The following is a 23,230-nucleotide window of genomic DNA, read 5'->3' as shown; positions in this document are numbered from 1 at the left end:
GCTTCAGGGGTTGGGCCGCCACAGCGCGGCCAGCGATTCAGGCACATGACTGAATTCATCCAACAGCCGGTCGGCTCCCAGTGAGCCGGCCGGCTGTTCGCTATAGCCATAGCTCATGATAAGGCAGGGCACGCCCGCCGCGCGGGCCGCACCGGCATCCGGCGCGCTGTCGCCGACCATGCCGGCAAATTCATGCCCCTGACCCAGCGCATCGTGAACATGTTCCGCGGCCGGCTTTTTCGCCGCCGTGCGTTCCGGACCGATGACACGGTCGAAGAAGCGCATCAGCCCCAATTCCTGCAATAGAAGGTCTGACAGAATGGACGGTTTGTTGGTGCAGACCGACAGGCTGGCTCCGGCGTCGCGCAGGGCCGCGAGCGTGTCCTCGACTTGCGGGAAGATGCGGCTCTCTGCGGCGACATCGGATTTGTAGACCTCGATAAAGGCCGCGACCAGATCGGTGGCCGTCTCCTCCTCGAGCGCTGCGCCCTGGCGCGCATGGGCCCGTTCGATCAGGGCCCTGGCACCGCGACCGACCATGGCGCGGACATCCTCCACCAGAACATCGCTCAGGCCGCGCGGTCGAATCACTGCGTTGAGCGCTCGCACCAGATCGGGGGCGGTGTCGACCAGGGTGCCGTCGAGATCGAAGGCGATGGAAGCGCGTGAAAACAGGTCGCGGTCCAATGATTGCGGCATGATCGGGGAACCCTGTCGATTGTCGTCACAAGCATGCTTACGCGCTCTGCCCTGATAGGCTATAGCCCGAATGCACATCCGCATCGTATTGACCGCAAAAGGAGGGTTGCATGACGCGTGCGCGCGCAGCCGTCATCCTCGCCGCCGGCCAGGGCACCCGCATGAAATCCAAGACCGTAAAGGTGCTGCACGCCGTCGGCGGTCGCACCATGCTCGACTGGAGCGTGGATCTGGCGCGCCAGAGCGAGGCGGCCCAGACCATCGTGGTCTATGGTGCGCACTCTCCGGCGGTGAAAACCGCCGCCGAGGCGCTCGATTGCGCCACCGCCCTGCAGGATCCGCCGCAGGGGACCGGTCATGCCGTGCAGTCGGCGCAAGACGCCCTGGAGGCGTTCGACGGTGACGCAATTGTGCTCTATGCCGATACGCCGCTGATCCAGCCACAGACCGTCGAGCGCGTGTTCGCGGCGCTGGGTGAGGGGGCTTCGGTCGCCGTGCTCGGTTTCCGTCCCGATGATCCGGCTGCCTATGGCCGTTTGATCACCGATGCGGACGGTTATCTTGACCGTATTGTTGAATTCAAGGACGCCAGTGCGGAGGAACGCGCTGTCGGCCTGGTCAATTCCGGCGTGCTCGCGGCTCCGGCCAAGCTGCTGTTCGAGTGGCTTTCCCGTGTCACCAATGACAATGCCAATGGCGAATACTATCTGACCGACGTGGTGGGCCTGGCGCGCGCTGACGGTCACAAGGCCGTGGTGGTCGAAGCCGATGCCAGCGAAGTCCTGGGCGTCAACTCACGCGCCGATCTGGCCGAGGCCGAGGCGGCTTTCCAGTCGCGCAAGCGCGCCGAAGCCATGGCGGCCGGGGTGACGCTGGTGGCGCCGGAAACGGTGTTCTTTTCCCACGATACCGGCTTTGCCCGCGATGTGGTGATCGAGCCCCACGTCGTCATCGCTCCCGGTGTGAGCCTGAGTGAAGACATGCGCGTGCCCGCTTTCAGCCGCCTGGGTGAAACCGGCGGTGAAGAATAGGGTGCGAAGCACGCGCCCTGCGCCTATATCCGGAAGAGACTAACCACGCCGGACCATTCGACGCTTTTTGCAGCGTCCCAGCGCGTGGCTTTTGTAAAGACAGTGAGACTGCCGGGCCGGTACGCATCGCGCCCGGGCTTCCAAGGGAGAGCCGTCACCATGAGTGTTGCCGAACTGACCTCCGCCGCCGAGCGTTTGAAGGATCAAAGCCTGTGGCAGACCCGGTCCTATATCGACGGGGCCTGGGTGGGTGGAGCCTCCAGCTTTGCCGTTACCAATCCGGCCAACAACGCCCTGCTGGCCGATATCGCCGATGTCGGCGCTGAAGGCGCCCGCCAGGCCGTTGCCGCAGCCTCCCAGGCCTTTGCAACATGGAAGAAGACCTCTCCCTTCCAGCGTGCAGCGCTGCTGATGCGCTGGCACCAGCTGATTATGGAAAATGTCGATGATCTGGCCACGCTGATTACGCTGGAAATGGGCAAGACCTATCGCGAAGCCCAGGGCGAGGTGGTCTACGGCGCCAGCTTTATTGAATGGTCGGCTGAAGAGGCCAAGCGTATCCACGGCGAAACCCTGGCGACCCCGTTCCCGGGCACGCGCGGCTGGACCACGCGTCAGCCCATTGGCGTGGTGGCCTGTATCACGCCGTGGAACTTCCCCAATGCCATGATCACCCGCAAATGCGCTCCGGCCCTGGCGGCCGGCTGTACCATGGTGATCAAGCCGGCTCCGGAAACCCCGCTGTCTGCCCTGGCGCTGGCCGTGCTGGCCGAGCGTGCCGGTATTCCCAAAGGCGTGTTCAACGTGATCTGCGGTGATGCTGAACAGCTCGGCCCGGTCATGACCGAGGCGCCGGAAGTCCGCATGATCGGTTTCACCGGCTCCACCGCGGTCGGCAAGCTGCTGATGCGCCAGGCGGCCGACGGGGTAAAGCGGGTCGCTTTGGAACTCGGTGGCAATGCGCCCTTTATCGTAATGGACGATGCTGACCCCGAAGTCGCCGCCGATGGCATTATTGCCTCGAAATATCGCGTCTCCGGGCAGACCTGCGTCTCAGCCAACCGCATCATCGCCCAGCCGGGCATTGCCGACGCCCTGGTTGCGGCGCTGCAAAAGCGGGTCGACGCGCTCACGCCCGGCGACGGGTTTGAAGGTGCGACCGATATCGGTCCGCTGATCCACCAGGAAGCCGTCGAGCGCGTGGATGCCCTGGTCAAGGATGCCCGCGACAGCGGGGCCACCATCCTCGCCGGCGGCAAGCCGCTGACCGATGAACTTGGCGGTGCCTTTTATGCCCCGACCCTGATCGAGGGCGGTAACCCGTCCATGGATCTGGCCTGTTTTGAAATCTTCGGTCCGGTCGCCTCGGTCTATCGCGCCGAGAGCGAGGAAGAGATTATCAAGCTCGCTAATGATACGCCCTACGGCCTGGCCGCTTATCTCTATACCAATGATGTCACTCGCGTTCACCGCATGACCGAGGGGCTGGAGTACGGCATGATCGGCGTCAATGCGCCCATGGTCGGAGCCGCCTCGACACCGTTTGGCGGGGTCAAGGAAAGCGGGATCGGCCGTGAAGGCGGCAAGTGGGGCGTCGAGGAATTCACCGAGCTGCGCTACGTGCTGCTGGGCGGGGTCGAATAATGAGCGATCGCCAGAAGACGCATGCGGCGGCCGCGGCGCTGGATTATATCGAAGACGGTATGACGATCGGGCTCGGCTCCGGTTCGACCGCGGAGATTTTCGTCCGCCTGCTGGCCGAGCGCGTCAATAATGGTCTCTCGATCAAGGGTGTGCCGACCTCGGAACAGACCGCAGAGCTGGCCCGCGATCTCGGCGTACCGCTGGTCGAGGTCGATCATGTCGATCACATTGCGGTGACCGTGGATGGCGCTGATGAGGTCGATGGCCGCTTCCAGCTTATCAAGGGTGGCGGTGGCCGGCATCTGCGCGAGAAGATTATCGCCCAGGCCTCGGACCTGATGGTGGTCATCGTCGATGAAGGCAAGCTGGTGGATACGCTTGGGAAATTTCCGCTGCCGGTGGAGGTCGACACGTTTGGTTTTTCGATCGCCGCCAAGCAGATTTTCGACGCCCTGCGGTCTGCCGGGGTGAAACAGCCCGACGTTCAGCTGCGCCGCAAGGGCGATGGGCTCGCCCCTTTCATCACCGATGGCGGCAACTACATTCTCGATTGCGCTTGCGACGCCATTCCCGATGCCCGGGCGGTGGACCATGCGCTGAAGGCCATTCCCGGGGTCGTCGAGCACGGCCTGTTCATCAATCTCGCCCGCGTGGTGATTGTCGGAGAAGACAATCAGGCCCGGGTGATGGAGCTGTAGGCAGATCACATGACCCAGTACGACTACGATCTCTTCGTCATTGGTGCCGGTTCCGGCGGTGTGCGTGCGGCACGTATGGCCAAGCGCCATGGCGCCGGCAAGGTCGCTGTGGCCGAGGAATACCGCGTCGGCGGTACCTGCGTGATCCGGGGCTGTGTGCCCAAGAAACTGCTCGTCTATGCCAGCGAGTTCTCCAAGCAGTTCAAGCTCGCCGAGAGCTATGGCTGGGATGTCGGCGAGAGCACGTTCAGCTGGGAGAAGCTGATCGAGGCCAAGGATGCCGAGATCGACCGTCTGTCCGGCATCTACTGGCGCAACCTGTCCAATTCCGGTGTCGAGATCGTGGAAGATCGCGCTGTCCTGGATGACGCCCACACCATCCGCCTGGTCAATTCCGGCAAGACCGTCACGGCCGACAAGATACTCATCGCGGTCGGCGGCGCGCCCTTTGTGCCGGATATCGAAGGCGCCGAGCTGGGCATTACCTCCAACGAGGCGTTCCATCTTGAAACGCTGCCCGAGCATGTCGTGATTGCCGGCGGTGGTTATATCGCCTGCGAGTTCGCTCAGATTTTCCAGGGCATGGGGTCAAAAGTTTGCCAGGTCTATCGCGGTGATACCGTGCTGCGCGGGTTTGATGATGATATCCGCAGCCAGGTCCATTCCGAGCTGGTGCGGTCCGGCGTCCGCGTCATCACGCACACAGTGTTTGAAAAGATCGAGGACCTGGGCGGCGGCAAAAAGCGCGTCCATCTCAAGAACGGCAATCATGTCGATGCCGACATGGTCATGTATGCCATCGGCCGGAAACCCTATGTCGACGGGCTGGGGCTGGAAAACGCCGGTGTGGAACTGACCGAAAACGGGGCGATCAAGGTCGATCCGTATTCAAAAACCACAGCCGAGAACATCTATGCCGTCGGCGATGTCACCGATCGGGTCAATCTGACGCCAGTGGCGATCCGCGAAGGTGCGGCATTTGCAGCCACGGTTTTCGGCGGCAAGCCGAGCGCCTACGACCATTCTGACATCGCCTCGGCGGTTTTCACCCAGCCGCCGGTCGGCTCGGTCGGTCTGTCCGAGGCAGATGCGCGTAAAGAGTTCAAAAATATCGATATTTACAAAACCAGCTTCCGCCCGATGAAGCTGTCGCTGACCAATATCGAGTCGCGCATGATGATGAAGCTGGTGGTCGATGGCGACACCCAGCGGGTGCTCGGCGTGCACATTGTCGGCCCGGATGCACCGGAGATGATCCAGCTTGCAGGTATTGCGGTGAAAGCCGGTTTGACCAAGGATCAATACGACGCGGCATGCGCCGTGCATCCAACAAGTGCAGAAGAGTTGGTGACCATGAATGAGAAATGGACGCCACCGGAGTTGAAAGCGGCAGAGTAAAATGACCTGGTCCCCCCGTTCCTGGAGAGAAAAACCCGTCCTGCAGATGCCGAATTACCGCGATCAGGCTGCGCTTGATCGGGTTATCGGCGAGCTGTCTGCTCGTCCGGCCCTGGTGTTTGCCGGCGAGGCCCGGCGGCTCCGCAAACAGCTGGCGGATGTGACGGCGGGCAATGCCTTCCTGCTTCAGGGCGGTGATTGCGCCGAGAGCTTCAAGGAATTCTCGACCGAAGGCGTGCGCGATACGTTCCGGGTGCTTTTGCAGATGGCGGTGGTTTTGACCTTTGCCGCCTCCAAGCCGGTGGTGAAGGTTGGCCGCATTGCCGGTCAGTTCGCCAAGCCTCGTTCAAGCGATGTGGAAGTGCGCGACGGCGTCTCGCTGCCGAGCTATCGCGGCGACAGTGTCAATGATGCGGCGTTTACGCCGGAATCGCGTGAGCCGGATCCGCACCGCCTGATCCGCGCTTACGACCAATCCGCCTCCACATTGAACCTGCTGCGCGCCTTTGCTTCAGGCGGTTATGCCGACCTGAACAATGTGCACCAGTGGACGATGGATTTCGTCAAGGACAGCCCGGCGGCCGAACAATATGCCGAGACCGCGTCGCGGATTTCCGAGGCGCTGGACTTCATGAAGGCCTGTGGCGTTGGTCGTGACAGTGCCCCGTCGCTGGAAAGCGTCGATTTCTTCACCAGCCATGAAGCGCTGCATCTGCCGTTTGAAGAAGCCCTGACCCGCCGCGATCCCAATTCCGGCCGCTGGTACGCGACCTCGGCGCACATGATCTGGATTGGTGAGCGGACGCGTCAGCTCGATCATGCCCATGTCGAATACGCCCAGGGCATCGCCAACCCGGTCGGTGTGAAGTGCGGTCCGACGATGACGCCGGATGTTCTCCTGCCGCTGATCGATGCGCTCAACCCGGACAATGAGGCTGGCCGTCTGGTGCTGATCACGCGTATGGGCGCCAATAATGTGCGCGAGAAACTGCCGGCGCTGGCGCGGGCGGTGACGCAGGCGGGCAAGAATGTCGTCTGGTCGAGCGATCCCATGCACGGCAATACCGTGAAGACGGGCAATGGCTACAAGACGCGCGAGTTCGACAAGGTCCTCAACGAGCTCGAGGGCTTCATGGACGTTTTGTACGCAGAAGGGGCCTATCCCGGCGGCGTCCACTTTGAAATGACCGGTCGTGACGTGACCGAATGCGTCGGCGGTGCCAAGACGGTGACCGAGGCGGACCTGGCGTCGCGCTATCACACCCATTGTGATCCGCGCCTCAATGCCGACCAGGCGCTCGACATGGCCTTCCGCATTGCTGAAAGCCTCAAGCGCGTACGGGCCAATAATTCCGGCGCCCACGCCGCCTGATCCAGGTGCTGACAACCAGGCAAGAAAAAACGCCGCCGGGCTTGAGCTCGGCGGCGTTTCACTAAGAACCCTGAGGGGTAATCTTAGATGTCTTTCAGCGCAGCGGCCGGGCGGAAAGCCGCCTGGGTGCGTGCCTTGGACATCATCTTTTCGCCGGTGCGCGGGTTGCGCACTTCGCGCGCTTCGCGGTGCTTGGCGTAGAAGGTGCCGAAGCCAGCGAGCTGAACGCTGTCATTGCCCTTCACGGAGCCGACGATTGCTTCGATGGCAGCATCGACAGCGTCGCCAGCTTGAGCGCGGGACAGACCGGTTTTGTCGCTAACGGCTTTAGCCAGATCAGATTTGTTCATAGGGTTCCCCCCGGAGTTGTTCGCGGGTTTACGGAGACGGTCATCGTCGCCGCAACGGGCCGCGTATTCGTTGACGGGTAATGAAGGCCAAGATCGGCGAGGGTTTGCAAGCAATAACAGGCGAATCGACCCCGATTTGCTGCTTTTTTCTCTGCAAAACCCCGATTTCCGGCGTTCGGCGCAGCTTTTGCGGTCATTTTCCCCTATGTTTCATAGTGAACCGCCTCTTGAGGAGGACTTCGTGATTCGTCCGATTCGCATGCTGCCCTTCGCCCTGACAGCCGGTTTGGCGGTCTACGGCATTGCCTGGACGGTTGGTGCCGGTGAGACGCTTTCGCCGCTAATTGCGGCGATCGCCGGCGGCTGGACCCTCGGGCGGCTGATGCGCCGCCCGGAACAGGACGCCTGAAGCAGGACCGCTAGGCGCCTTTCGGCCAGAGGATCATCTGGGTGCAGCGGAACAGAGCGACGCGCTTGCCGTCGCTCTCTCGCACCGCCTCGGCGTCCCAGACCTGGGTCGAACGACCGATATGCTGGGGCCGCGCTATGCCGATCAGGGCCCCGTCGCGGGCCGTGCCGAGAAAGTTCGACTTCAGCTCCACCGTGGTGAAGCCCTGTGCGCCCTCAGGCAGGTTGGCCATGGTGCCGTAACCGCTCAGCGTGTCGAGTAGTCCCACGACGGTGGCCGCATGCAGGAAGCCGTTTGGGGCCAGTAATTCCTCGCGCACGGCGAGGCGGCCATGGATCGCCTCCCGCGTGGTTTCATCGAGGATTTCCAGACCCAGAAGCCCGGGGAGACGTCCATCCCCCCGGGTCTTGAGCGATTCCAGTGAAACCGGTCCGGCCACTAGATCTTGACCAGCATCTTGCCGGTGTTCTTGCCCTCGAAGAGGCCGGCAAAGGCACCCGGAGCACTTTCAATGCCTTCAACCACGGTCTCGGCCGGCTGGATCTTGCCGGCCATCATCCACTCGGTCAGGTCCTTGACGAATTCCGGTTGGATATCGAGGTGGTTGGAAACGATGAAGCCCTCAATCTTGAGCGACTTGCCGACCATATAGACCAGGTTGTCGGTAATCTGGGCCTGGGCGGTGTCGTTATAGCGCTGGATCATGCCGCAGGCGGCGATGCGGCCGAACGGCTTGAGGTTTTCCAGGGCGGCGGTGAAGTGGGCGCCGCCGACATTCTCGAAATAGCCGTCAATCCCGTCCGGCGCCGCTTCGTGGATGGCCGCGGTGAGATCGTCGGTCGCCTTGTAATCGATCGCCGCATCAGCGCCGATGGATTTGACATAGTCGCACTTCTCCTGGCCGCCGGCCGTGGCGATGACCTTGGCACCCATGGCCTTTGCGAACTGGATACCGGCCGAGCCGACCGCGCCGGCGCCAGCCGACATCCACAGGGTCTCGCCTTCCTTCAGGCCGATAATGCGCTTGATACCGACATAGGCGGTCAGGCCGGTCAGCCCGGCAATGCCGAGATAGGCCTGCGGCGGCAGAATGGAGGTGTCGATCTTCATCAGGCCCTCGCCCGGTGCAGTATAGCCCTCGCGCCAGCCCAGCATGGACATGACATGGTCACCCGGCTTGAGGCCGTCGAACTTGCTCTCCACGACCTCACCGACAGCGCCGCCTTCCATCACCGCGCCGATCTGGAACGGGTCGATATAGGTGCGCACGCCGCTCATGCGGCCGCGCATATAGGGGTCGACGGAAATGTACAGGTTCTTCACTACAACCTCGCCCTCTTTCGGAGCGGGCAATTCGGCTTCAACCACGGAGTAATTCTCCGCTTTCGGGGGGCCTTGCAGATAGGCGTTGAGGTGAACTTCACGCGATTTCATGGGACCAACTCCGGTTTTTTATAGAAGAGAGAAGAGTGCGGCGGCGGACAGGCCGAACTCCGAATTGAGCAGCCAGAAGGCCGCGACCATCTGCATGACCATGGTGATCAGCAAGGTAATGGGTAGCATGGCGATCAGCCCGATCACCCGCATGGTGACCCCCAGTGACGAACGCGCATAGAAACCGGCCAGGACACGGCCGGCGAGAATGAAATAGAGCACCAATGCGAGCGTGGTGGAAAGGCCGAATAGCGCGTTGGCGTGGTCCTGAAACAATGGAAATAGCGGCAGGAAGCCGATCATCATCAGGAAGCTGCCATTGACAGGGACAAGATAGAGCAGGACGTGCCCCCACCAGCTGACCGAGGGCCGATAGAGTTTGAGCATGCACAGATAGGGCAGCGAACTGACCACGGTGATCGGCCACAAGAGTGCGCCCATCAAGCCCATAAGTGCCGGGTCGATTTCGCGGGCGCTCAAAGGCTGTGGCGTTCCTGTGGCCAGCCAGGCCTCACCCGCGTCTGGCGGCACGCCCATCATCATCGCCTCGAAACTGAAATCGATCGGAGCGCCAAACAGGGCCGCAACGGCGAACTGGAAGCTGAACAGGGCGACAAAGACGCGGATCGGCGACAGATAACGCGAATAGTCGGCCGACAGCGCTGAGCGGGCAACGTCATTGGGTCGGATGAGCGAATGCCACATTGTGCGAAAAATGCGGCTGTCGACATCGAAGGCGGCGATGGTCACGGAATCCAGCGCGTCGCGCGATTGCTCATCGCGCGGCTTGGCCGTCTGATCTTGATCTGATCCTGACCCGCTCATTTCGCCTCCCCCTTGTTGCAACAATCTAACCCTCACCTAGGCGGGTGCAAGCGGGCCGGGCCGTCTTCGCTGCAATGCGCGGAAACAAGAGGTGATGCATGCGCGGCTTGATTGTCATGGCTGGCTCTATAGGAACGCCGCGAAGACTGTGGGGACTGTTATGTCGAGTGAAAGCAAGCGTTTGAAAGCCGGTGTCGTGGGCGCGGGCGTGTTCGGTGGCTTCCATGCCTCGAAGTATGCGGGGCATCCGCGCACGGATTTCATGGGCGTGTTTGACCCGTCTCCCGCCGCTGCCAAGGCGCTGACCGACAAGCAGGGCGGCAAGGCTTATGGCACGCTGGAAGCGCTGATCGCCGATTGTGACGTCATTACTGTTGCCTGTCCGGCCGTGCACCACTTCGCCGCTGCCGCCGCCGCACTGGCCTCGGGCAAGCATGTCCTGGTTGAAAAGCCGATAGCCTCCAGTGTCGAGGAAGCGCGCGAACTCGTTGCGCTGGCCTCGTCCCATGGCTGCGTACTGCAGGTCGGGCACCAGGAGCGCTTTGTCTTCCAGGCGATGGGGCTGCTCTCCGTGCCGGAAATCCCCAAGAAGATCGTGGCCCGCCGTATGGGCCCGGCCTCCGAGCGCAATCTCGACGTCTCCGTCACGCTGGACCTGATGGTGCATGATCTCGATCTCGCCATCGCCCTGGCCGGTGCGGCTGTGGCCTCGGTAGAGGGCGAGGTGGATGAGGGGCGTCACGGCTCGCCGGATATCGCCAAGGCCGTGATCCGTTTCGAAAATGGTTGTGTTGCCGAGCTGATTGCCAGCCGCGTGCATCACGAACGCGACCGCAAAATGCATGTTGAGTACGCGAACGGCACGCTGGATATCGATTTCATCGCCAAGACGTTCGAAAACACTACGCCGTACGAACTCAATGCCGGTTTCGCGGAAACCCCGACGGCGAAGGATTCTCTCGGTGCCAATGTCGATGCATTTATCGCTTCGGTTCTCGATGGCGAGCCGGTGGTCGTGCCGGGCATTGCCGGTTTGCGCGCGCTCGATGCGGCCCGTGCCATTGATGGCGAGCGCGAGTACGGCGTCTAGGCGCAACGCTCGCCTCTTGCCGTTCGCGGTGGCGGGGTCTAAGTGCGCAGCATGACCGACCGTCTCAAGATCGTATCTGCCCAGCTCAATCCCGTTGTCGGCGATGTCGACGGCAATCTGGCGCGCGCCCGCGCCGCCCATGCCGATGCCCGCGCCCGCAGTGCCGACCTGATCATCTTCCCTGAGCTGTTTCTCCTCGGCTATCCGCCCGAGGACCTGGTGCTCAAACCGGCCGCCGTCGCCGCCTGCCGCGAGGCCGTCGAGGCGCTGGCCCCGGAAACCCGGGACGGGCCAGCGATCATTATCGGTCTGCCCTGGCAAGACGATGACGGGCTTTACAATGCAGTCCTGGTCCTCGATGAGGGCCGCATCCTCGCCAAGCGCTTCAAGCACGACCTGCCCAATTATGCTGTGTTTGACGAGAAACGTGTCTTCACCGCCGGTCCGATCCCGGAGAATGTGGACTGGCGCGGTCTCAAGCTTGGACTGCCGATCTGCGAGGACATCTGGCACCATGACGTGCCCGAGGCGTTGATCGCCAAGGGGGCGGATTTCTTCATCTCGATCAATGGTTCGCCCTGGCGCCGCACGATCGAGGCGGAACGGGCGGAGGCCTTCACCAGCTGGTTTGACCGCTGGCAAGGCGATAAGGGGCTGATCTTCGTCAACCAGATCGGCGGCCAGGACGAGCTGGTCTTTGATGGCGCCAGCTTCATCCTCGACAGCCAGGGGCGCGAAGCCCAGCGTCTGCCGGCTTTTGAAGAATGCCTGGATTGTTTCGACTGGGTCCGGACCGAAAATGGTTGGGTGGCGGAGAACGCCACGAAGGCGGCCAAGGTCACCGGCCTGGAGGCCGACTGGCGCGCCATGAGCAAGGCGTTGGGCGATTATGTCGACAAGGCCGGCTTCCCCGGCGTCGTGCTGGGTATGTCCGGTGGGGTCGACAGCGCCATCTCTGCTGCCATTGCCGCCGACGCGCTGGGGCCGGAGCGGGTCTGGGCGGTGATGATGCCGTCAAAATATACCTCGCAGGAAAGCCTGGAAGACGCCAAGGCCTGCGCCGAACGCCTCGGCGTGCGCTATGACATCATTGATGTCGAGCCGACGATTGAGAGTTTCGGGTCCGTCCTCGCGCCGCACTTCGAGGGTATGGAGGCCGACGCCACCGAGGAGAATATCCAGTCGCGGGTGCGCGGCATGATCCTGATGGCGCTGTCCAACAAATTTGGCCCGATGGTGCTGTCGACGGGCAACAAGTCGGAGATGGCGGTCGGCTATGCGACCCTCTATGGCGACATGAATGGCGGCTATAACGCGCTCAAGGACATCTACAAGACGGAAGTCTTCGCGCTGTGCCGCTGGCGTAATGGTATTGGCTCGCCGGTCGGGCAGGGGCCCGTCGGCGAGGTGATCCCGGATCGCATCATCACCAAACCGCCGAGCGCCGAATTGCGCGAAGACCAAAAGGACCAGGACAGCCTGCCGGACTATGAGGTCCTCGACGCCATCCTGCACGGCCTGATCGAACAGGAACTCGGTGCCGAGGAACTGGTCGCCCAGGGGCATGATGCCGAGACCATTCGCCGGATCGAGAACCTGTTGTACTTCGCCGAATACAAGCGCCGTCAGGCCCCGCCGGGCGTGAAGATCAGCCGCAAGAATTTCGGCCGCGACCGCCGCTATCCCATCACCAACCGCTTCCGCGCCAGCAAGTAACCAGCCTGTGCACACCGAGGTGCGTCAGCCTGCCTCATGGCATAAACGGTAAATTCCGATATTTCTGTCTACACAGAAATTGAAGAAATGGAGGCTGTGATGACAACCCAGGCACTGGTTCCCGTAAACGCGACGGGCCGCGGAGCGGCCGATCCGGTCTTGCGCGCTTTTGGCGCCTGGTTACTGGCTTGTCTCGCCGCCGCCACAACAATCGTCCTCGTCTTCCTGGTCTACGCCCTCACGGTCGATGCCATGGATAACGGGTTCGCCTTCGACCCCGGCGCCATCGCCGCCGGCTTCATGATCACCGCAATCGGGGCGGCCTTTGTCGTCTTCTACGTCATCATGCTGACGGCGCTGCCCTGGCTCGGACTGGTGTGCCTGGCCAAGCTGACCCGCCTGCACCGAGGATTTGCCGACATGGTCCTCGGTGCCCTGATGGGCGGCACACTGATCCAGCTGCTTGGCGCCCCGCTTGGCAATGGCGGCGAACCCCTGACGCTGCTCTTCGCCGCCGCTGGCGCCGTTGGCGGCCTGACCTACTGGAATGCTGCAGGGAGGCCGAAATGACCGCGCTTGTCCTGCCGCAAACCCCACATCAGCCAGGCCCACAGCCTACAACACCGGCAAACCCGGTGCGGGCCTGGCTGATGGGCTGTGCCGCCACCGCCCTGACAGCTTACTGGGCCATGGGCGTGGTCTTCCTGGCTCGCGGAGAGGGCGGTATCGCCGGCTTTCTCTGGCAACTCCTCGCCGCACTGCCCCAGGCCGTCGCCATCGCCTTGCTGGCCGCCTTTCTCACCAGCGTCCCCATGCCGCTCCTGGTCATGCTCGAACGCGCCCTGAAATGCCGCCGCGGCCTGACCGATGCCGTCATCGGTGCGGCCCTGGCAGCGGGTTTTGTTCAGCTGTTCGGCGCACCGATAATGACGGGGCCTGAAGGGCAGGGCCTTACCGCGATGACCGCGCTGTGCGGCGCCATGGGCGGGCTGACCTATTGGCTCGCTGCGGGGAGGCCGGAGCTGTCTTAGCCTGGATTAACTCGCCCCGACCGTCCCCTGAACTTGCCCTTCGCCCCGGCGCGGAGTAAGCCACGGCCTCTTCTATTCGCAGGCCTGATTTCCCATGACCAAAGTCCGTTTCGCTCCCAGCCCGACCGGCAAGCTTCATGTCGGTAATGTGCGCACCGCGCTGTTCAACTATCTCTTTGCGCGCAAGGCGGGCGGGGTTTTTGTGCTGCGTATTGATGACACGGATCTGGAGCGCTCGACGAAGGAATATGAGGACGGCATCCGGACCGATCTGACCTGGCTGGGTCTGAAATGGGACGAGACCTTCAAACAGTCCGAGCGTTTTGATCGCTACGCCGCTGCCGCTGAGGAGCTCAAGGCCAAGGGTCTGCTCTATGCCTGCTACGAGACCGGTGACGAGCTCGAGCGCAAGCGCCGTCTGCAAATGGCCAATGGTCGCCCGCCGGTCTACGACCGCGCCGCGCTCGACCTGACCGATGCCGACAAGGCCAAGCTGGAAGCGGAAGGCCGCAAGCCGCACTGGCGTTTCAAACTGTCCGGCAATCCGGTGCAGTGGGAGGACATGGTTCGTGGGCCGGTCTCGATCGAGACCTCGTCGCTGTCCGACCCGATCCTGATCCGTGAAGATGGCAGCTATCTCTACACCCTACCGTCGGTCTGCGATGACATTGATGCGGAGATCACCCACATCATCCGTGGCGAGGATCACACCACCAATTCCGGCGCCCAGATCGAGATCTTTGAAGCCCTGGGCGGTTCCGCTCCGGTGTTCGGCCACCAGGCCCTACTGGTCGGTGCCGATGGCGGTAAGCTGTCCAAACGCCTCGGTTCGCTGTCCATGGAAGATCTGCGCGAGGTCGAGGGTTTTGAAGCCATGGCGGTCAATTCGCTGCTGGGCCGGATCGGCACCTCTGACCCGGTCGAGCCGTTCATGGCGCTGGAAGACCTGCTTGAAGGCTTCTCGCTGAGCAAGCTGACCCGCTCGCCGGCGCGTTTTGATCCGGAAGAACTGGCCCGTATCAACGCCAAGATCCTGCACGAGACCGGCTATGACGCCGTACGCGACCGCCTGGGCGCGATGGAAGCCGATGCCGGTGACGCGGTCTGGGCGGCGGTGCGGCCGAACCTGGAACGTCTCCGCGATGCCCGTGACTGGGCGGTACTGGTCAATGGCCCCGTCACCCCGGTGATTGAGGATGAGGATCGCGAGTTTGCGGCCCAAGCCGCTGCGGCTCTGCCCGAGGGCGATCTTGATGAGAACAGCTGGGGCAGCTGGACCAGTGCGCTCAAGGAGGCCACCGGGCGCAAGGGCAAGTCGCTCTTCATGCCGCTGCGTCACGCTCTGACCGGCCAGCCGCGTGGTCCGGAGATGGCGGTGCTGCTGCCTCTGATCGGACGCGACAAGGTCATAGCCCGACTCAAGGGCGAAAACGCCTAGACCCGATTTTTTTTCCAGCAAGTTGATGACCCGCGGGCCCCAGGGCCCGCGGGTTTTTGCTGTTGGGCATCTCTCAAATCATTGTTTTCCTGACCAAATGTCATGAGTGATAGATAAAAAGTCAGGAGTGCTTGACAATTCTCCCCGCGAAGTGTCAGGTAAGCATGACATTAAGTCGTGCATATCGGACAAAGGAGACAGGATATGTGTAAGGAGAAGGTTTCGCCGGCGGTTTGGGTCGCCATCATCATTTCCATTCTGGTCGGTACGGGAGTGATCTCATGAATTTCGCTGTTATGACCGCCACGCTTGTTGGCGCTGCATCGCTGTTGCTCAACGCCCAGGCCGAGGCGCAAACCCATTTCGACATTGAACGCGCCGGAAACAGCGAGGCGCGCAGCGTGCTCTTCATTCCCGGCCTCGCCACACCGGGCGACGTCTGGGACGGAACCGTTGCCGCGCTGGGTGATACGGTCGACGCGCATATCGTCACGGCGGACGGTTTCGGCGGACCGGCCCGCGTCAGTGAAGGGCCTTTTGTTGCGCCGGTCGCTGCCGAGCTTGCCGCTTATCTCGAACAGGAAAACGTCGAGAATGCCGTTCTCGTCGGCCATTCCATGGGCGCCCAGATCGCGCTGCAGGTCGCTGCCCAGGCCCCCGGGCGCATTGATGAGGTTGTCGTCGTCGACAGCGTTCCCTTCTATGCCCGCCTGTTCAATGCGGTGGCTACACCGGAGCAGGCCGGTCGGATGGGCCAGCAGATGCAGGCGCAGCTGGAAGCGATGAGCCATGAGCAATTCATGTCCATGTCGCGCCAGGGTGTTGCGATCCAGGCGACCGGCGCTGACGACCAGGAACAAATTCTCAGCTGGATGGCGGCGGCCGATCAGGGCGCGATTGCCCGGGCTATGGGTGAGGTGACCGGCTCGGATTACTCCGCTGTTCTTCAGGATGTTGATGCCCGCATCACCGTGCTGGCGCCGTGGAGCGAAGCCTCGCCCGTGCCCGCTGACGTCATCGCCAGCATGTATGAGCGGCAATATCCGCTGGAAAATGCGAGCGTGCACATGATCGCCGACTCGCGGCACTTCATTATGCTGGATCAGCCGGAGGCCTTCATGGCGATCCTGCGTCAGCAATTGGCGGACTAGGGGAGGGCGGTATGCCGTTCAACACAAGACGATATCTGGTTCATTTTGGCGGAGCGATGGCGGCCTACACAGTCGTGCTCTTCATCTCGGTCGCGATCCTGAACCGTTATGAGCTCTCGGTACCGGCCACAATTGCTGTTGCCCTGGCGCCCGTCATCCCGGTCCTGTTCGCCCTGCATGCCTTTATCGTGGCCTTCCGGGAAGCCGATGAGTTTCACCGCCGGGTGATCAGCGAGGCGATAATCTGGGCGGCTGGCCTGGTCGGCTTCGTCAGCTTCGCCTGGGGCTTTATCGAGGTGTCCCTGGATGTGCCGCACATCCCCTATGTCTGGGTCTTCCCCGCGCTGATCGGGACTTATGGAGTGGTGCAGTGCCTCCTGTACTGGCGCCTGAAATGAAGAACCGTCTGAGAGTTCTTCGCGCCGAGCGCCGCTGGAGCCAGGCTGAACTGGGCGAGCGGGTGGGGGTGTCACGCCAGGCCATCAATGCTGTGGAGACATCCAAGCATGACCCCTCGCTCACCCTGGCCTTCGCCCTGGCCGAAGCCTTCGAGCTGAAGATCGAGGATGTCTTCGACCCCAAGGGCGACCCGGACTGACGGAACGCGCCGGCCAGGCTAGGCCGGCGCGGTTTCCAGCAGCAGATCGACTGCCTTTTTCGGGTCGGCTTCCAGCACAATGTGATCCGCTATGGTCTGCGGCGAGAAGCCTTCGGTTACCGTGTGATCGAGCAAATGCATGAAGGGCTGCCAGAAACCGTCAATGTCGAGGAAGACGATCGGTTTGTCATGCAGCCCCAATTGCTGGCGGGAGACCACATCGAAGACTTCCTCCAGCGTGCCGGTTCCGCCCGGCATAATCAGATAGGCGTCTGATTCGGCGATCAATTGCTGTTTGCGCTCGGACATGGTCTCGACAATGCGGACCTCGACGCCATCGAGATGGCCCTCGCGGGCAATCAGGAAGCCGGGAATGATGCCCAGCACATCGCCGCCTTGAGCCGCGGCGGTCGAGGCGGCGACACCCATCAGGCCAACATCGCCGCCACCATAGACAAGACGGGCCCCGGCGCCGGCGATCGCCTGGCCCACAGCTTCGGCGGCCAGCTCATAGCTGCTGCGTTCACCGAGTTTTGAACCGCAAAAGACACCGATCGACCTTAGTTTCGCCATTGAAGCATCGTCCTTGTTTGCATTCTTGGGTGGGAATGGTATTCGCCGAAAGCCGTCGGCGCGAGGTTTGCATCACGCTCATTCCGATCTGAATGCAGTTAAGCTTTCTCGACGGTAAGACACAGGAGGCAGAACATGGCCGCAACGCGGTCGTTCATCATCGCCGCAGTCCTGGCTGCGTTGGCTATCGCCGCCGCGCTGACTTTTATCATGTGGCCCTCTAGCCCGGAACCGGACGACGCTCCGGCACCGCCGCCGGAGGTTGCCGCCGATTCGGGCACGACCATGGTGTCCGAAGATGAGACGTCCACACTCATCGCGCCGCCCGTATTTGACATTGTCCGCGTCGATCCGCGCGGCTCCGCTGTAATGGCGGGCCGGGGAGAGCCGGGGGCGATGATCCAGGTGCTGGCCGACGATGAGCCGATCAGTTTCCGCCATGACGGGCGGATGACGACGGAAATGCCGGTCAATGAGCAGGGCGAGTGGGTCATTATCCGCGAAGAGCCGCTGCCGACCGGTGCGATCCAGCTTGGGCTGTTGATGCGGACCGCATCGGGACGCGAGCTGCGGTCCGAACAGGTCGTTGTCGTCTCCATTCCCGAAGTGCCCGGCCCGACCCCGCTGGTCGTGGTTGGCCGTCCGGGGGAAGCCAGCCGGGTCTGGCAGTGCCCGTCCTGTGCCGATGCGGAAATGGGCGCCCTGGTGCTCGAGACGATCGATTATGACGAAACCGGTGCTGTCCTCTTCTCCGGCCGTGCCGAGACCGGTACGCGGGTACGCATCTTTGCCAATGGCGCACTCGTCGGCGAAGTCGAGGTCGGTAGCGATGGCCGCTGGGATTTGCAGGCCGGTGCTCTGCTGGCTCCGGGGATTTATGATCTCCAGGTCGACCAGGTGAATGAGAGCGGGCTGGTAACTGCGGTGATCGCCTTGCCGTTCGAGCGGGTTGCGCCGGAAGATCTCGAAATGGGACCGGACAGCGTCGTGGTTCAGCCGGGGAACTCTCTGTGGCGCCTGGCCCGTCGCCTTTATGGCGAAGGGATCCAGTACACGGTGATCTACCAGGCCAATCGCGACCAGATCCGCAATCCCGATCTGATCTATCCCGGGCAGGTGCTTGAAGCGCCTGATATGGACGAACCGCAGGGCGGCTAGCGTGCCGGCCTGCCGCTAATTCTCATCCACCACTGGCAGGGGGCGTCAAAGCCCCCTATCTCTTGGCGCGATGAGACCGTCTACCCCCCTGAGCGAAGAAGAAACCCAGCAAGCCCCGAAAGGCTCGCTCGGTACGGCCATGTGGCGCCTGTTTGGCCTGCTGGCTTCGGACGACATGAAGCGCTGGCGTTTCCGCATGGCGCTGGCCCTCGGTCTGACCGTGATCGCGAAAATCTTCGCGGTTGCCGCGCCGGTCTATTTCGGTGAAGGCATCAACATCGTCTCGGCCCGGGAAGCCGGCGAAACGGTGGCCAATGCTGCAACCTTGTTCGTGTTTGCTTTCCTGGCCTATGCCGGGGCCCGTTTCCTGTCAGCCGGTCTGCCGCAATTGCGCGACGGCCTGTTCGCTCCGGTCTCCCAGGACGCCCAGCGCATCACCCAGGTGCGCGCCTTCGGCCATGTCCAGGGACTCTCGCTCGCCTATCATCAGACCAAGCGGACCGGAGCGTTGAACCGGATCATTGATCGCGGTGCCCGCGCGGTCGATTTCCTGATGCGCTTCCTGATCTTCAATATCGCGCCGACCCTGCTGGAACTGGTGCTCGCCGCCGGCGTGCTCAGCCTAAATTATGGCTGGGAGTTTGCGGCCATCGCCGTGGTCACGGTGATTGCCTATATGGCGCTGACCTGGTCGGTGACCGAATGGCGGGTGAAGATCCGCCGGCGCATGAATGAGGCCGACAATGAGGCCAATGCCCGCGCTGTCGATACGCTGATCAATTTCGAGACGGTGAAGGCCTTTGCCGCAGAGAAGCGCGAGACCCGCGCCTATGACGACGCCCTGACGCGCTATGCCGGCGCCGCGGTACGCTCGCAGTCCTCGCTCGCCCTGCTCAATGGTGCCCAGGCTTTCATTATGAATGCCGGCCTGCTCGCCATGGCGCTGACCGCGGGCTGGAAAGCCTGGACCGGTGTGCTGCAGCCCGGCGATGTCGCCGCGGTGACGCTGATCCTGATGAATATCTATCAGCCGCTGAATATTCTCGGCTGGGCCTATCGCGAAATCAAACAGGGCGCGGTCGATATGGAGCGCCTGTTCGACACGCTCGCGATCAAGCCGGACGTCGCGGATGTGCCGGATGCAGGTCAGCTCACAGTCACGGGCGGAGCCGTGCGCTTTGATGATGTCAGCTTCGCCCATGATGGCCGCTCACGCTCGGTCAGCGGTGTGTCCCTGGATATCCCCGCCGGCAGTTTTGTTGGTCTGTGCGGACCTTCGGGCGCCGGCAAATCGACCATGCTGAAGCTTCTTTTCCGCTTCTACGACCCGGCCAGCGGGCGGGTATTGATCGACGGTCAGGACCTGACATCGGTCGAGCAGGACAGTGTCCGCGACGCCCTCGGCCTGGTGCCGCAGGAAGTGGTGCTGTTCAATGATAGTTTGCGTGCGAATGTTATCTATGGCCGCCCGGAGGCCAGCAATGAAGACATCATGGCGGCGTTGGAGCGGGCACAGCTGGGCGAGTTTGTCCGCAATTTGCCCGAAGGCCTGGAAACCAAGGTTGGCGAGCGCGGGCTGAAACTCTCCGGCGGTGAGAAACAGCGCGTCGGTGTGGCCCGGGCCATCCTCAAGGACCCGGCTGTGCTGGTCCTGGACGAGGCCACTTCTGCGCTCGACAGCGAGACGGAAAAGGAAGTCCAGGCCGCCCTGTCCGAAGCGGCCCGCGGCCGCACCACGATCGCCGTCGCCCACCGGCTCTCGACCATCGCCGCCGCCGATCAGATTATTGTCATGGATGAGGGCGCCATTGCCGAGACCGGCACCCATGGAGAGCTCCTGGCCCTGGACGGCATCTATGCGCGCATGTGGGCCCGCCAGAGCGAAGCCGGGGGCGCAGAGGTCCTGGACTTCCCGGGCGAAACGGATCGCGCCGCCAGCGAGGTCTAGGCTGAGGTCTAGACCAGGGCCTCCTCGATAAAGTCGAGCCGGTCCTGACCGAAATACATCTCCTCGCCCATGAACAGGGTGGGGACACCGAACAGGCCGCGGGTGACGGCGTCCTCGGTGGTCTTGATCAGGATCTTTTTGACCTCGGGATCGTCCATGCCGGCGATCAGCTCGTCGGCGGGCAGGCCCGCCGCCTCCATCACCTCGCGGACAACATCCATATCGCCCATATTCTTGCCGTCGATCCACATGGCGTCGAACATCGCGTCCATATAGCCGGTCAGGCAGTCCAGCTTGATGGCGACAAGGGCGCCGCGCATCAGCTTGAGCGTATTGATCGGGAAGTGCGGATTGAAATTGATCTGGACGTTATAGCGTCTGGCAAAGCGCGGCAGGTCGTGGGTCAGCATATAGGCGCCCTTGGCCGGTATCGTCACCGGGCTGGCATTGCCCGTCGCCTTGAACACGCCGCCGAGCAGGACCGGGCGGTAATCCACCTTGAGGCCATGGCTCTGTTCCAGCTGGCGCAGGCGTTTGAAGGCGAGGTAGGCGGTCGGGCTTCCGAAATCGAAATAGAAATCGACGGTTTTGGTCATCATGGTTTCTCCTACCAGCGCTCGACCCAGGGCCGGACATCAAGCTCGAAAGTCCAGCAATTGCGCTTTTGTTCGTGCAGCATGAGATAGTTCTCGGCCAGGTCGTCAGGTTCGACAATACCGTCCTGGGCTTTGAACTCGGCGTATTTGGGGTGGTTCTCGGCGATCCAGGCGGTGTCGGCGGCGGCATCGATGACGACATGGGCGACGTGAATATTCTTCGGGCCGAGCTCGCGGGCCATGGACTGGGCGAGGGCGCGTAGCCCGTGCTTGGCGCTGGCAAAGGCGGCAAATCCGGCCCCGCCGCGCACGCTCGCCGTGGCCCCGGTAAACAGGATGGAACCCTGTTCGCGATCGGCCATGTAACGCGCGGCCTCGCGCCCGGTCAGAAAACCGCCGAAACAGGCCATCTCCCAGATCTTGCGGAATTTCCGACTGTCCGTATCGAGGATTGCCATCGGCACATTGGCGCCGACGTTGAACACCACACAGTCGAGCGGGCCGATCTCGGTTTCGATATGCCGGAAGAGTTCGACGACCCGCTCTTCATCGCGCGCATCGCAACTGAAGCCATGAGCCTGGCCGCCGTCAGCCCGGATGTCCTCGACCAGATCTGAAAGCTGGTCGCCATTGCGCCGCGCCGCGCAAACCGTATAGCCGGCAGAGGCAAATTTGCGCACGATCGCACTGCCGATCGCATCACCGGCCCCCATGACCAGAACCGTGCCCTTATTGTCCGGACTTCCTGTTGACCTCTCTCTGGCCATTGAACTCTCCCTGGCGCTCTAACGCGCTGTTTTCCGGAGATTTGCGCGGAACGACGGGAGGGTCCAGCCGGAGCAGGGAATTGGGGCTATGCATCCATGCCCGCCACTCCCGCGAGCGCCTGTCATTAAAGATTAATCATACCGCCGTGAATTTGTGCGGTTATGCAACTACACTCGAAATTGGTTGGAAATCATGCCGTTGGGAATGAAATTCCTGTTCCGGTTCGGGGGATGCTTATGAAGCTCGACTTCGTAATCGCCGGTGCCCAGAAATGCGGCACGACCGCGCTCTGGCGCTTTCTCTCACAGCACCCGAGTATCGAGTTTGGGAGCCAGAAAGAGATGCACATTTTCGATAACGACCGGATCAATTGGTCCAAGGATATCGATAACGCCATCTTGCTGAACTATCCGGAGAAGACGCCGGGAATGATCTGGGGTGATGCGACCCCGATCTATACCTATTGGCCCGGTAGCCTGCAGCGCATGCACGCCTACAACAAGGCGATGAAACTCATCGTGCTGCTGCGCGATCCGGTCGAGCGGGCTTATTCGCACTGGAAAATGGAACGCGCCCGAGGCTGCGAGCCCTTTGCCTTCGAGCAGGCCATTCGCGGCGGTCGCGCCCGAATTGACGCGCTTGGCGCAGAGGCCGGGGTTCACCGGGTCTTCAGCTATGTTGAACGCGGCTTTTATGCAGCCCAGCTCAAGCGGGTTTATGACATTTTCCCGTCCTACCAGGTCCTGGTTCTACGCCAGTGTGATCTCAAACATTGCCACCAGGAGACCCTGAACCGGGTTTGCGACTTCCTCGAAGTCGAGCGCTTTACCTGCTCCTCGGAAAAGGTCTTCGTCAATCATGACGACACCATTGGCGAGCTCCACGAGCTCGACCGGGACTATCTGCGCCGGCTTTACGCGGATGACCTGAACGATCTGATGGCGCGCTATGGCATCCGGTTCGATCAGGATCCGTACTGGGACCAGGAACTCGCCCGCCTGCGCGCCTGATGCGCGGCCTCCCGGGAGCCCGCCTATCCCGCACCAACCCTTCCTTCTCCCCGACCGGGGAGAAGGTGCCCGAAGGGCGGATGAGGGGCTTGGCTAAAAGCTTGCGACCGTTGTCAATTCTCCCTTGCGCGGCGATTGCCGCGCGCCCCTCCCCCCCGCTGCGCGGGACCTCTCCCCGGAGGGGGAGAGGGAGGGGTTATCCTCACCCTCGCACTTGCCCCCATAATCCCCCTCAGCTCCCGGGATGAGAGGCCGTGGCCACGTCATCAGGGCCCGGGCGCCAGCGGAGCCTG

At 62.3% G+C, this 23,230-nt stretch carries 25 protein-coding genes; 17 read left to right on the top strand and 8 right to left on the bottom strand.

What is annotated here, in order from left to right:
- Nucleotides 1-3 precede the first annotated feature (3 nt).
- A complete protein-coding gene (locus Q1V57_RS04325; RefSeq protein WP_300527913.1) occupies nt 4-699 on the bottom strand; it encodes an HAD hydrolase-like protein in 696 nt (231 codons plus the stop codon).
- A 110-nt stretch (nt 700-809) separates the two neighbouring features.
- Between Q1V57_RS04325 and Q1V57_RS04320 the strand changes: the two genes are divergently transcribed.
- The 5 genes from Q1V57_RS04320 to Q1V57_RS04300 all read left to right on the top strand — a co-directional run bounded on the left by Q1V57_RS04320 (nt 810) and on the right by Q1V57_RS04300 (nt 6,842).
- On the top strand, nt 810-1,730 hold the full coding sequence (locus Q1V57_RS04320; RefSeq protein WP_300527910.1) for an NTP transferase domain-containing protein: 921 nt from the start codon (nt 810-812) through the stop codon (nt 1,728-1,730).
- 159 nt (nt 1,731-1,889) lie between these two features.
- Nucleotides 1,890-3,374 carry an NAD-dependent succinate-semialdehyde dehydrogenase gene (locus Q1V57_RS04315; protein WP_300527908.1) on the top strand — a complete coding sequence of 495 codons (1,485 nt, stop codon included), beginning with the start codon at nt 1,890-1,892 and terminating at the stop codon, nt 3,372-3,374.
- Nucleotides 3,374-4,072 (top strand): ribose-5-phosphate isomerase RpiA, encoded by a 699-nt coding sequence (rpiA, locus tag Q1V57_RS04310; RefSeq protein ID WP_300527905.1) that lies wholly within the window; start codon nt 3,374-3,376, stop codon nt 4,070-4,072. Before Q1V57_RS04315 ends, rpiA begins: the two co-directional genes overlap by 1 nt.
- A 9-nt stretch (nt 4,073-4,081) precedes the next feature.
- Nucleotides 4,082-5,470, top strand: coding sequence for a glutathione-disulfide reductase (gor, locus tag Q1V57_RS04305; protein WP_300527903.1), 1,389 nt, complete (start codon nt 4,082-4,084; stop codon nt 5,468-5,470).
- Between the two features lies 1 nt (nt 5,471).
- Nucleotides 5,472-6,842 carry a class II 3-deoxy-7-phosphoheptulonate synthase gene (locus Q1V57_RS04300; RefSeq protein WP_300527901.1) on the top strand — a complete coding sequence of 457 codons (1,371 nt, stop codon included), beginning with the start codon at nt 5,472-5,474 and terminating at the stop codon, nt 6,840-6,842.
- Nucleotides 6,843-6,925: 83 nt separating this feature from the next.
- Here Q1V57_RS04300 and Q1V57_RS04295 read toward each other — a convergent pair whose 3' ends face one another.
- On the bottom strand, nt 6,926-7,192 hold the full coding sequence (locus tag Q1V57_RS04295; protein WP_300527898.1) for an HU family DNA-binding protein: 267 nt from the start codon (nt 7,190-7,192) through the stop codon (nt 6,926-6,928).
- Between the two features lie 241 nt (nt 7,193-7,433).
- On the opposite strand from Q1V57_RS04295, the gene Q1V57_RS04290 reads away from it, so the two are divergent.
- Nucleotides 7,434-7,601, top strand: coding sequence for a hypothetical protein (locus Q1V57_RS04290; RefSeq protein ID WP_300527895.1), 168 nt, complete (start codon nt 7,434-7,436; stop codon nt 7,599-7,601).
- Nucleotides 7,602-7,611: 10 nt separating this feature from the next.
- Here the strand turns inward: Q1V57_RS04290 and Q1V57_RS04285 are convergent, their stop codons facing one another.
- From Q1V57_RS04285 to Q1V57_RS04275, 3 genes are read right to left on the bottom strand one after another with little or no spacing between them, the layout of a single operon-like run.
- On the bottom strand, nt 7,612-8,040 hold the full coding sequence (locus Q1V57_RS04285; RefSeq protein ID WP_300527893.1) for a PaaI family thioesterase: 429 nt from the start codon (nt 8,038-8,040) through the stop codon (nt 7,612-7,614).
- Complete coding sequence (locus Q1V57_RS04280; RefSeq protein ID WP_300527891.1) at nt 8,040-9,035, bottom strand: NADP-dependent oxidoreductase; 996 nt, start codon at nt 9,033-9,035, stop codon at nt 8,040-8,042. Before Q1V57_RS04280 ends, Q1V57_RS04285 begins: the two co-directional genes overlap by 1 nt.
- A gap of 18 nt (nt 9,036-9,053) precedes the next feature.
- Nucleotides 9,054-9,860: a DUF3667 domain-containing protein gene (locus Q1V57_RS04275; protein ID WP_300527889.1), complete on the bottom strand. Its 807-nt coding sequence runs from the start codon at nt 9,858-9,860 to the stop codon at nt 9,054-9,056.
- 160 nt (nt 9,861-10,020) lie between these two features.
- Here Q1V57_RS04275 and Q1V57_RS04270 point away from each other — a divergent pair, with 160 nt between their 5' ends.
- From Q1V57_RS04270 to Q1V57_RS04235, 8 genes are all read left to right on the top strand, one after another.
- On the top strand, nt 10,021-10,950 hold the full coding sequence (locus tag Q1V57_RS04270; protein WP_300527887.1) for a Gfo/Idh/MocA family oxidoreductase: 930 nt from the start codon (nt 10,021-10,023) through the stop codon (nt 10,948-10,950).
- A gap of 51 nt (nt 10,951-11,001) precedes the next feature.
- The gene (locus Q1V57_RS04265) at nt 11,002-12,666 is read left to right on the top strand and encodes an NAD+ synthase (protein ID WP_300527885.1); all 1,665 of its coding nucleotides are present in this window, start codon (nt 11,002-11,004) and stop codon (nt 12,664-12,666) included.
- 99 nt (nt 12,667-12,765) lie between these two features.
- Nucleotides 12,766-13,236 (top strand): hypothetical protein, encoded by a 471-nt coding sequence (locus Q1V57_RS04260; protein ID WP_300527882.1) that lies wholly within the window; start codon nt 12,766-12,768, stop codon nt 13,234-13,236.
- Nucleotides 13,233-13,697, top strand: a complete 465-nt coding sequence (locus tag Q1V57_RS04255; protein ID WP_300527880.1) for a hypothetical protein — start codon at nt 13,233-13,235, stop codon at nt 13,695-13,697. The genes Q1V57_RS04260 and Q1V57_RS04255 overlap by 4 nt, the downstream gene beginning before the upstream one ends.
- A gap of 94 nt (nt 13,698-13,791) precedes the next feature.
- Nucleotides 13,792-15,135, top strand: coding sequence for a glutamate--tRNA ligase (gene gltX, locus Q1V57_RS04250; protein ID WP_300527878.1), 1,344 nt, complete (start codon nt 13,792-13,794; stop codon nt 15,133-15,135).
- A gap of 281 nt (nt 15,136-15,416) precedes the next feature.
- Nucleotides 15,417-16,286, top strand: a complete 870-nt coding sequence (locus Q1V57_RS04245; RefSeq protein ID WP_300527876.1) for an alpha/beta hydrolase — start codon at nt 15,417-15,419, stop codon at nt 16,284-16,286.
- A gap of 11 nt (nt 16,287-16,297) precedes the next feature.
- Complete coding sequence (locus Q1V57_RS04240; protein WP_300527875.1) at nt 16,298-16,684, top strand: hypothetical protein; 387 nt, start codon at nt 16,298-16,300, stop codon at nt 16,682-16,684.
- Nucleotides 16,681-16,884, top strand: coding sequence for a helix-turn-helix transcriptional regulator (locus Q1V57_RS04235; RefSeq protein WP_300527874.1), 204 nt, complete (start codon nt 16,681-16,683; stop codon nt 16,882-16,884). The genes Q1V57_RS04240 and Q1V57_RS04235 overlap by 4 nt, the downstream gene beginning before the upstream one ends.
- Before the next feature lie 18 nt (nt 16,885-16,902).
- Here Q1V57_RS04235 and Q1V57_RS04230 read toward each other — a convergent pair whose 3' ends face one another.
- Entirely contained in the window at nt 16,903-17,457 is a 555-nt protein-coding gene (locus Q1V57_RS04230) for a TIGR00730 family Rossman fold protein (RefSeq protein ID WP_300527872.1), read from the bottom strand.
- Nucleotides 17,458-17,592: 135 nt separating this feature from the next.
- On the opposite strand from Q1V57_RS04230, the gene Q1V57_RS04225 reads away from it, so the two are divergent.
- Together Q1V57_RS04225 and Q1V57_RS04220 are read left to right on the top strand one after the other, a co-directional pair.
- Nucleotides 17,593-18,615: a LysM peptidoglycan-binding domain-containing protein gene (locus tag Q1V57_RS04225; protein WP_300527870.1), complete on the top strand. Its 1,023-nt coding sequence runs from the start codon at nt 17,593-17,595 to the stop codon at nt 18,613-18,615.
- A gap of 70 nt (nt 18,616-18,685) precedes the next feature.
- On the top strand, nt 18,686-20,563 hold the full coding sequence (locus Q1V57_RS04220) for an ABC transporter ATP-binding protein/permease (RefSeq protein WP_300527868.1): 1,878 nt from the start codon (nt 18,686-18,688) through the stop codon (nt 20,561-20,563).
- 8 nt (nt 20,564-20,571) lie between these two features.
- Here the strand turns inward: Q1V57_RS04220 and Q1V57_RS04215 are convergent, their stop codons facing one another.
- Both Q1V57_RS04215 and Q1V57_RS04210 read right to left on the bottom strand, forming a co-directional pair.
- Complete coding sequence (locus Q1V57_RS04215) at nt 20,572-21,159, bottom strand: 2-hydroxychromene-2-carboxylate isomerase (protein ID WP_366145074.1); 588 nt, start codon at nt 21,157-21,159, stop codon at nt 20,572-20,574.
- Nucleotides 21,160-21,170: 11 nt separating this feature from the next.
- Nucleotides 21,171-21,926 carry an SDR family NAD(P)-dependent oxidoreductase gene (locus Q1V57_RS04210; RefSeq protein ID WP_300527864.1) on the bottom strand — a complete coding sequence of 252 codons (756 nt, stop codon included), beginning with the start codon at nt 21,924-21,926 and terminating at the stop codon, nt 21,171-21,173.
- Between the two features lie 237 nt (nt 21,927-22,163).
- On the opposite strand from Q1V57_RS04210, the gene Q1V57_RS04205 reads away from it, so the two are divergent.
- Nucleotides 22,164-22,937, top strand: a complete 774-nt coding sequence (locus tag Q1V57_RS04205; protein ID WP_300527862.1) for a sulfotransferase domain-containing protein — start codon at nt 22,164-22,166, stop codon at nt 22,935-22,937.
- Nucleotides 22,938-23,230: the final 293 nt, after the last annotated feature.

Source organism: Maricaulis sp. (genome assembly GCF_030149425.1).
GTDB lineage: Bacteria > Pseudomonadota > Alphaproteobacteria > Caulobacterales > Maricaulaceae > Maricaulis.
This window is presented reverse-complemented; position numbering and strand designations above follow the sequence as displayed.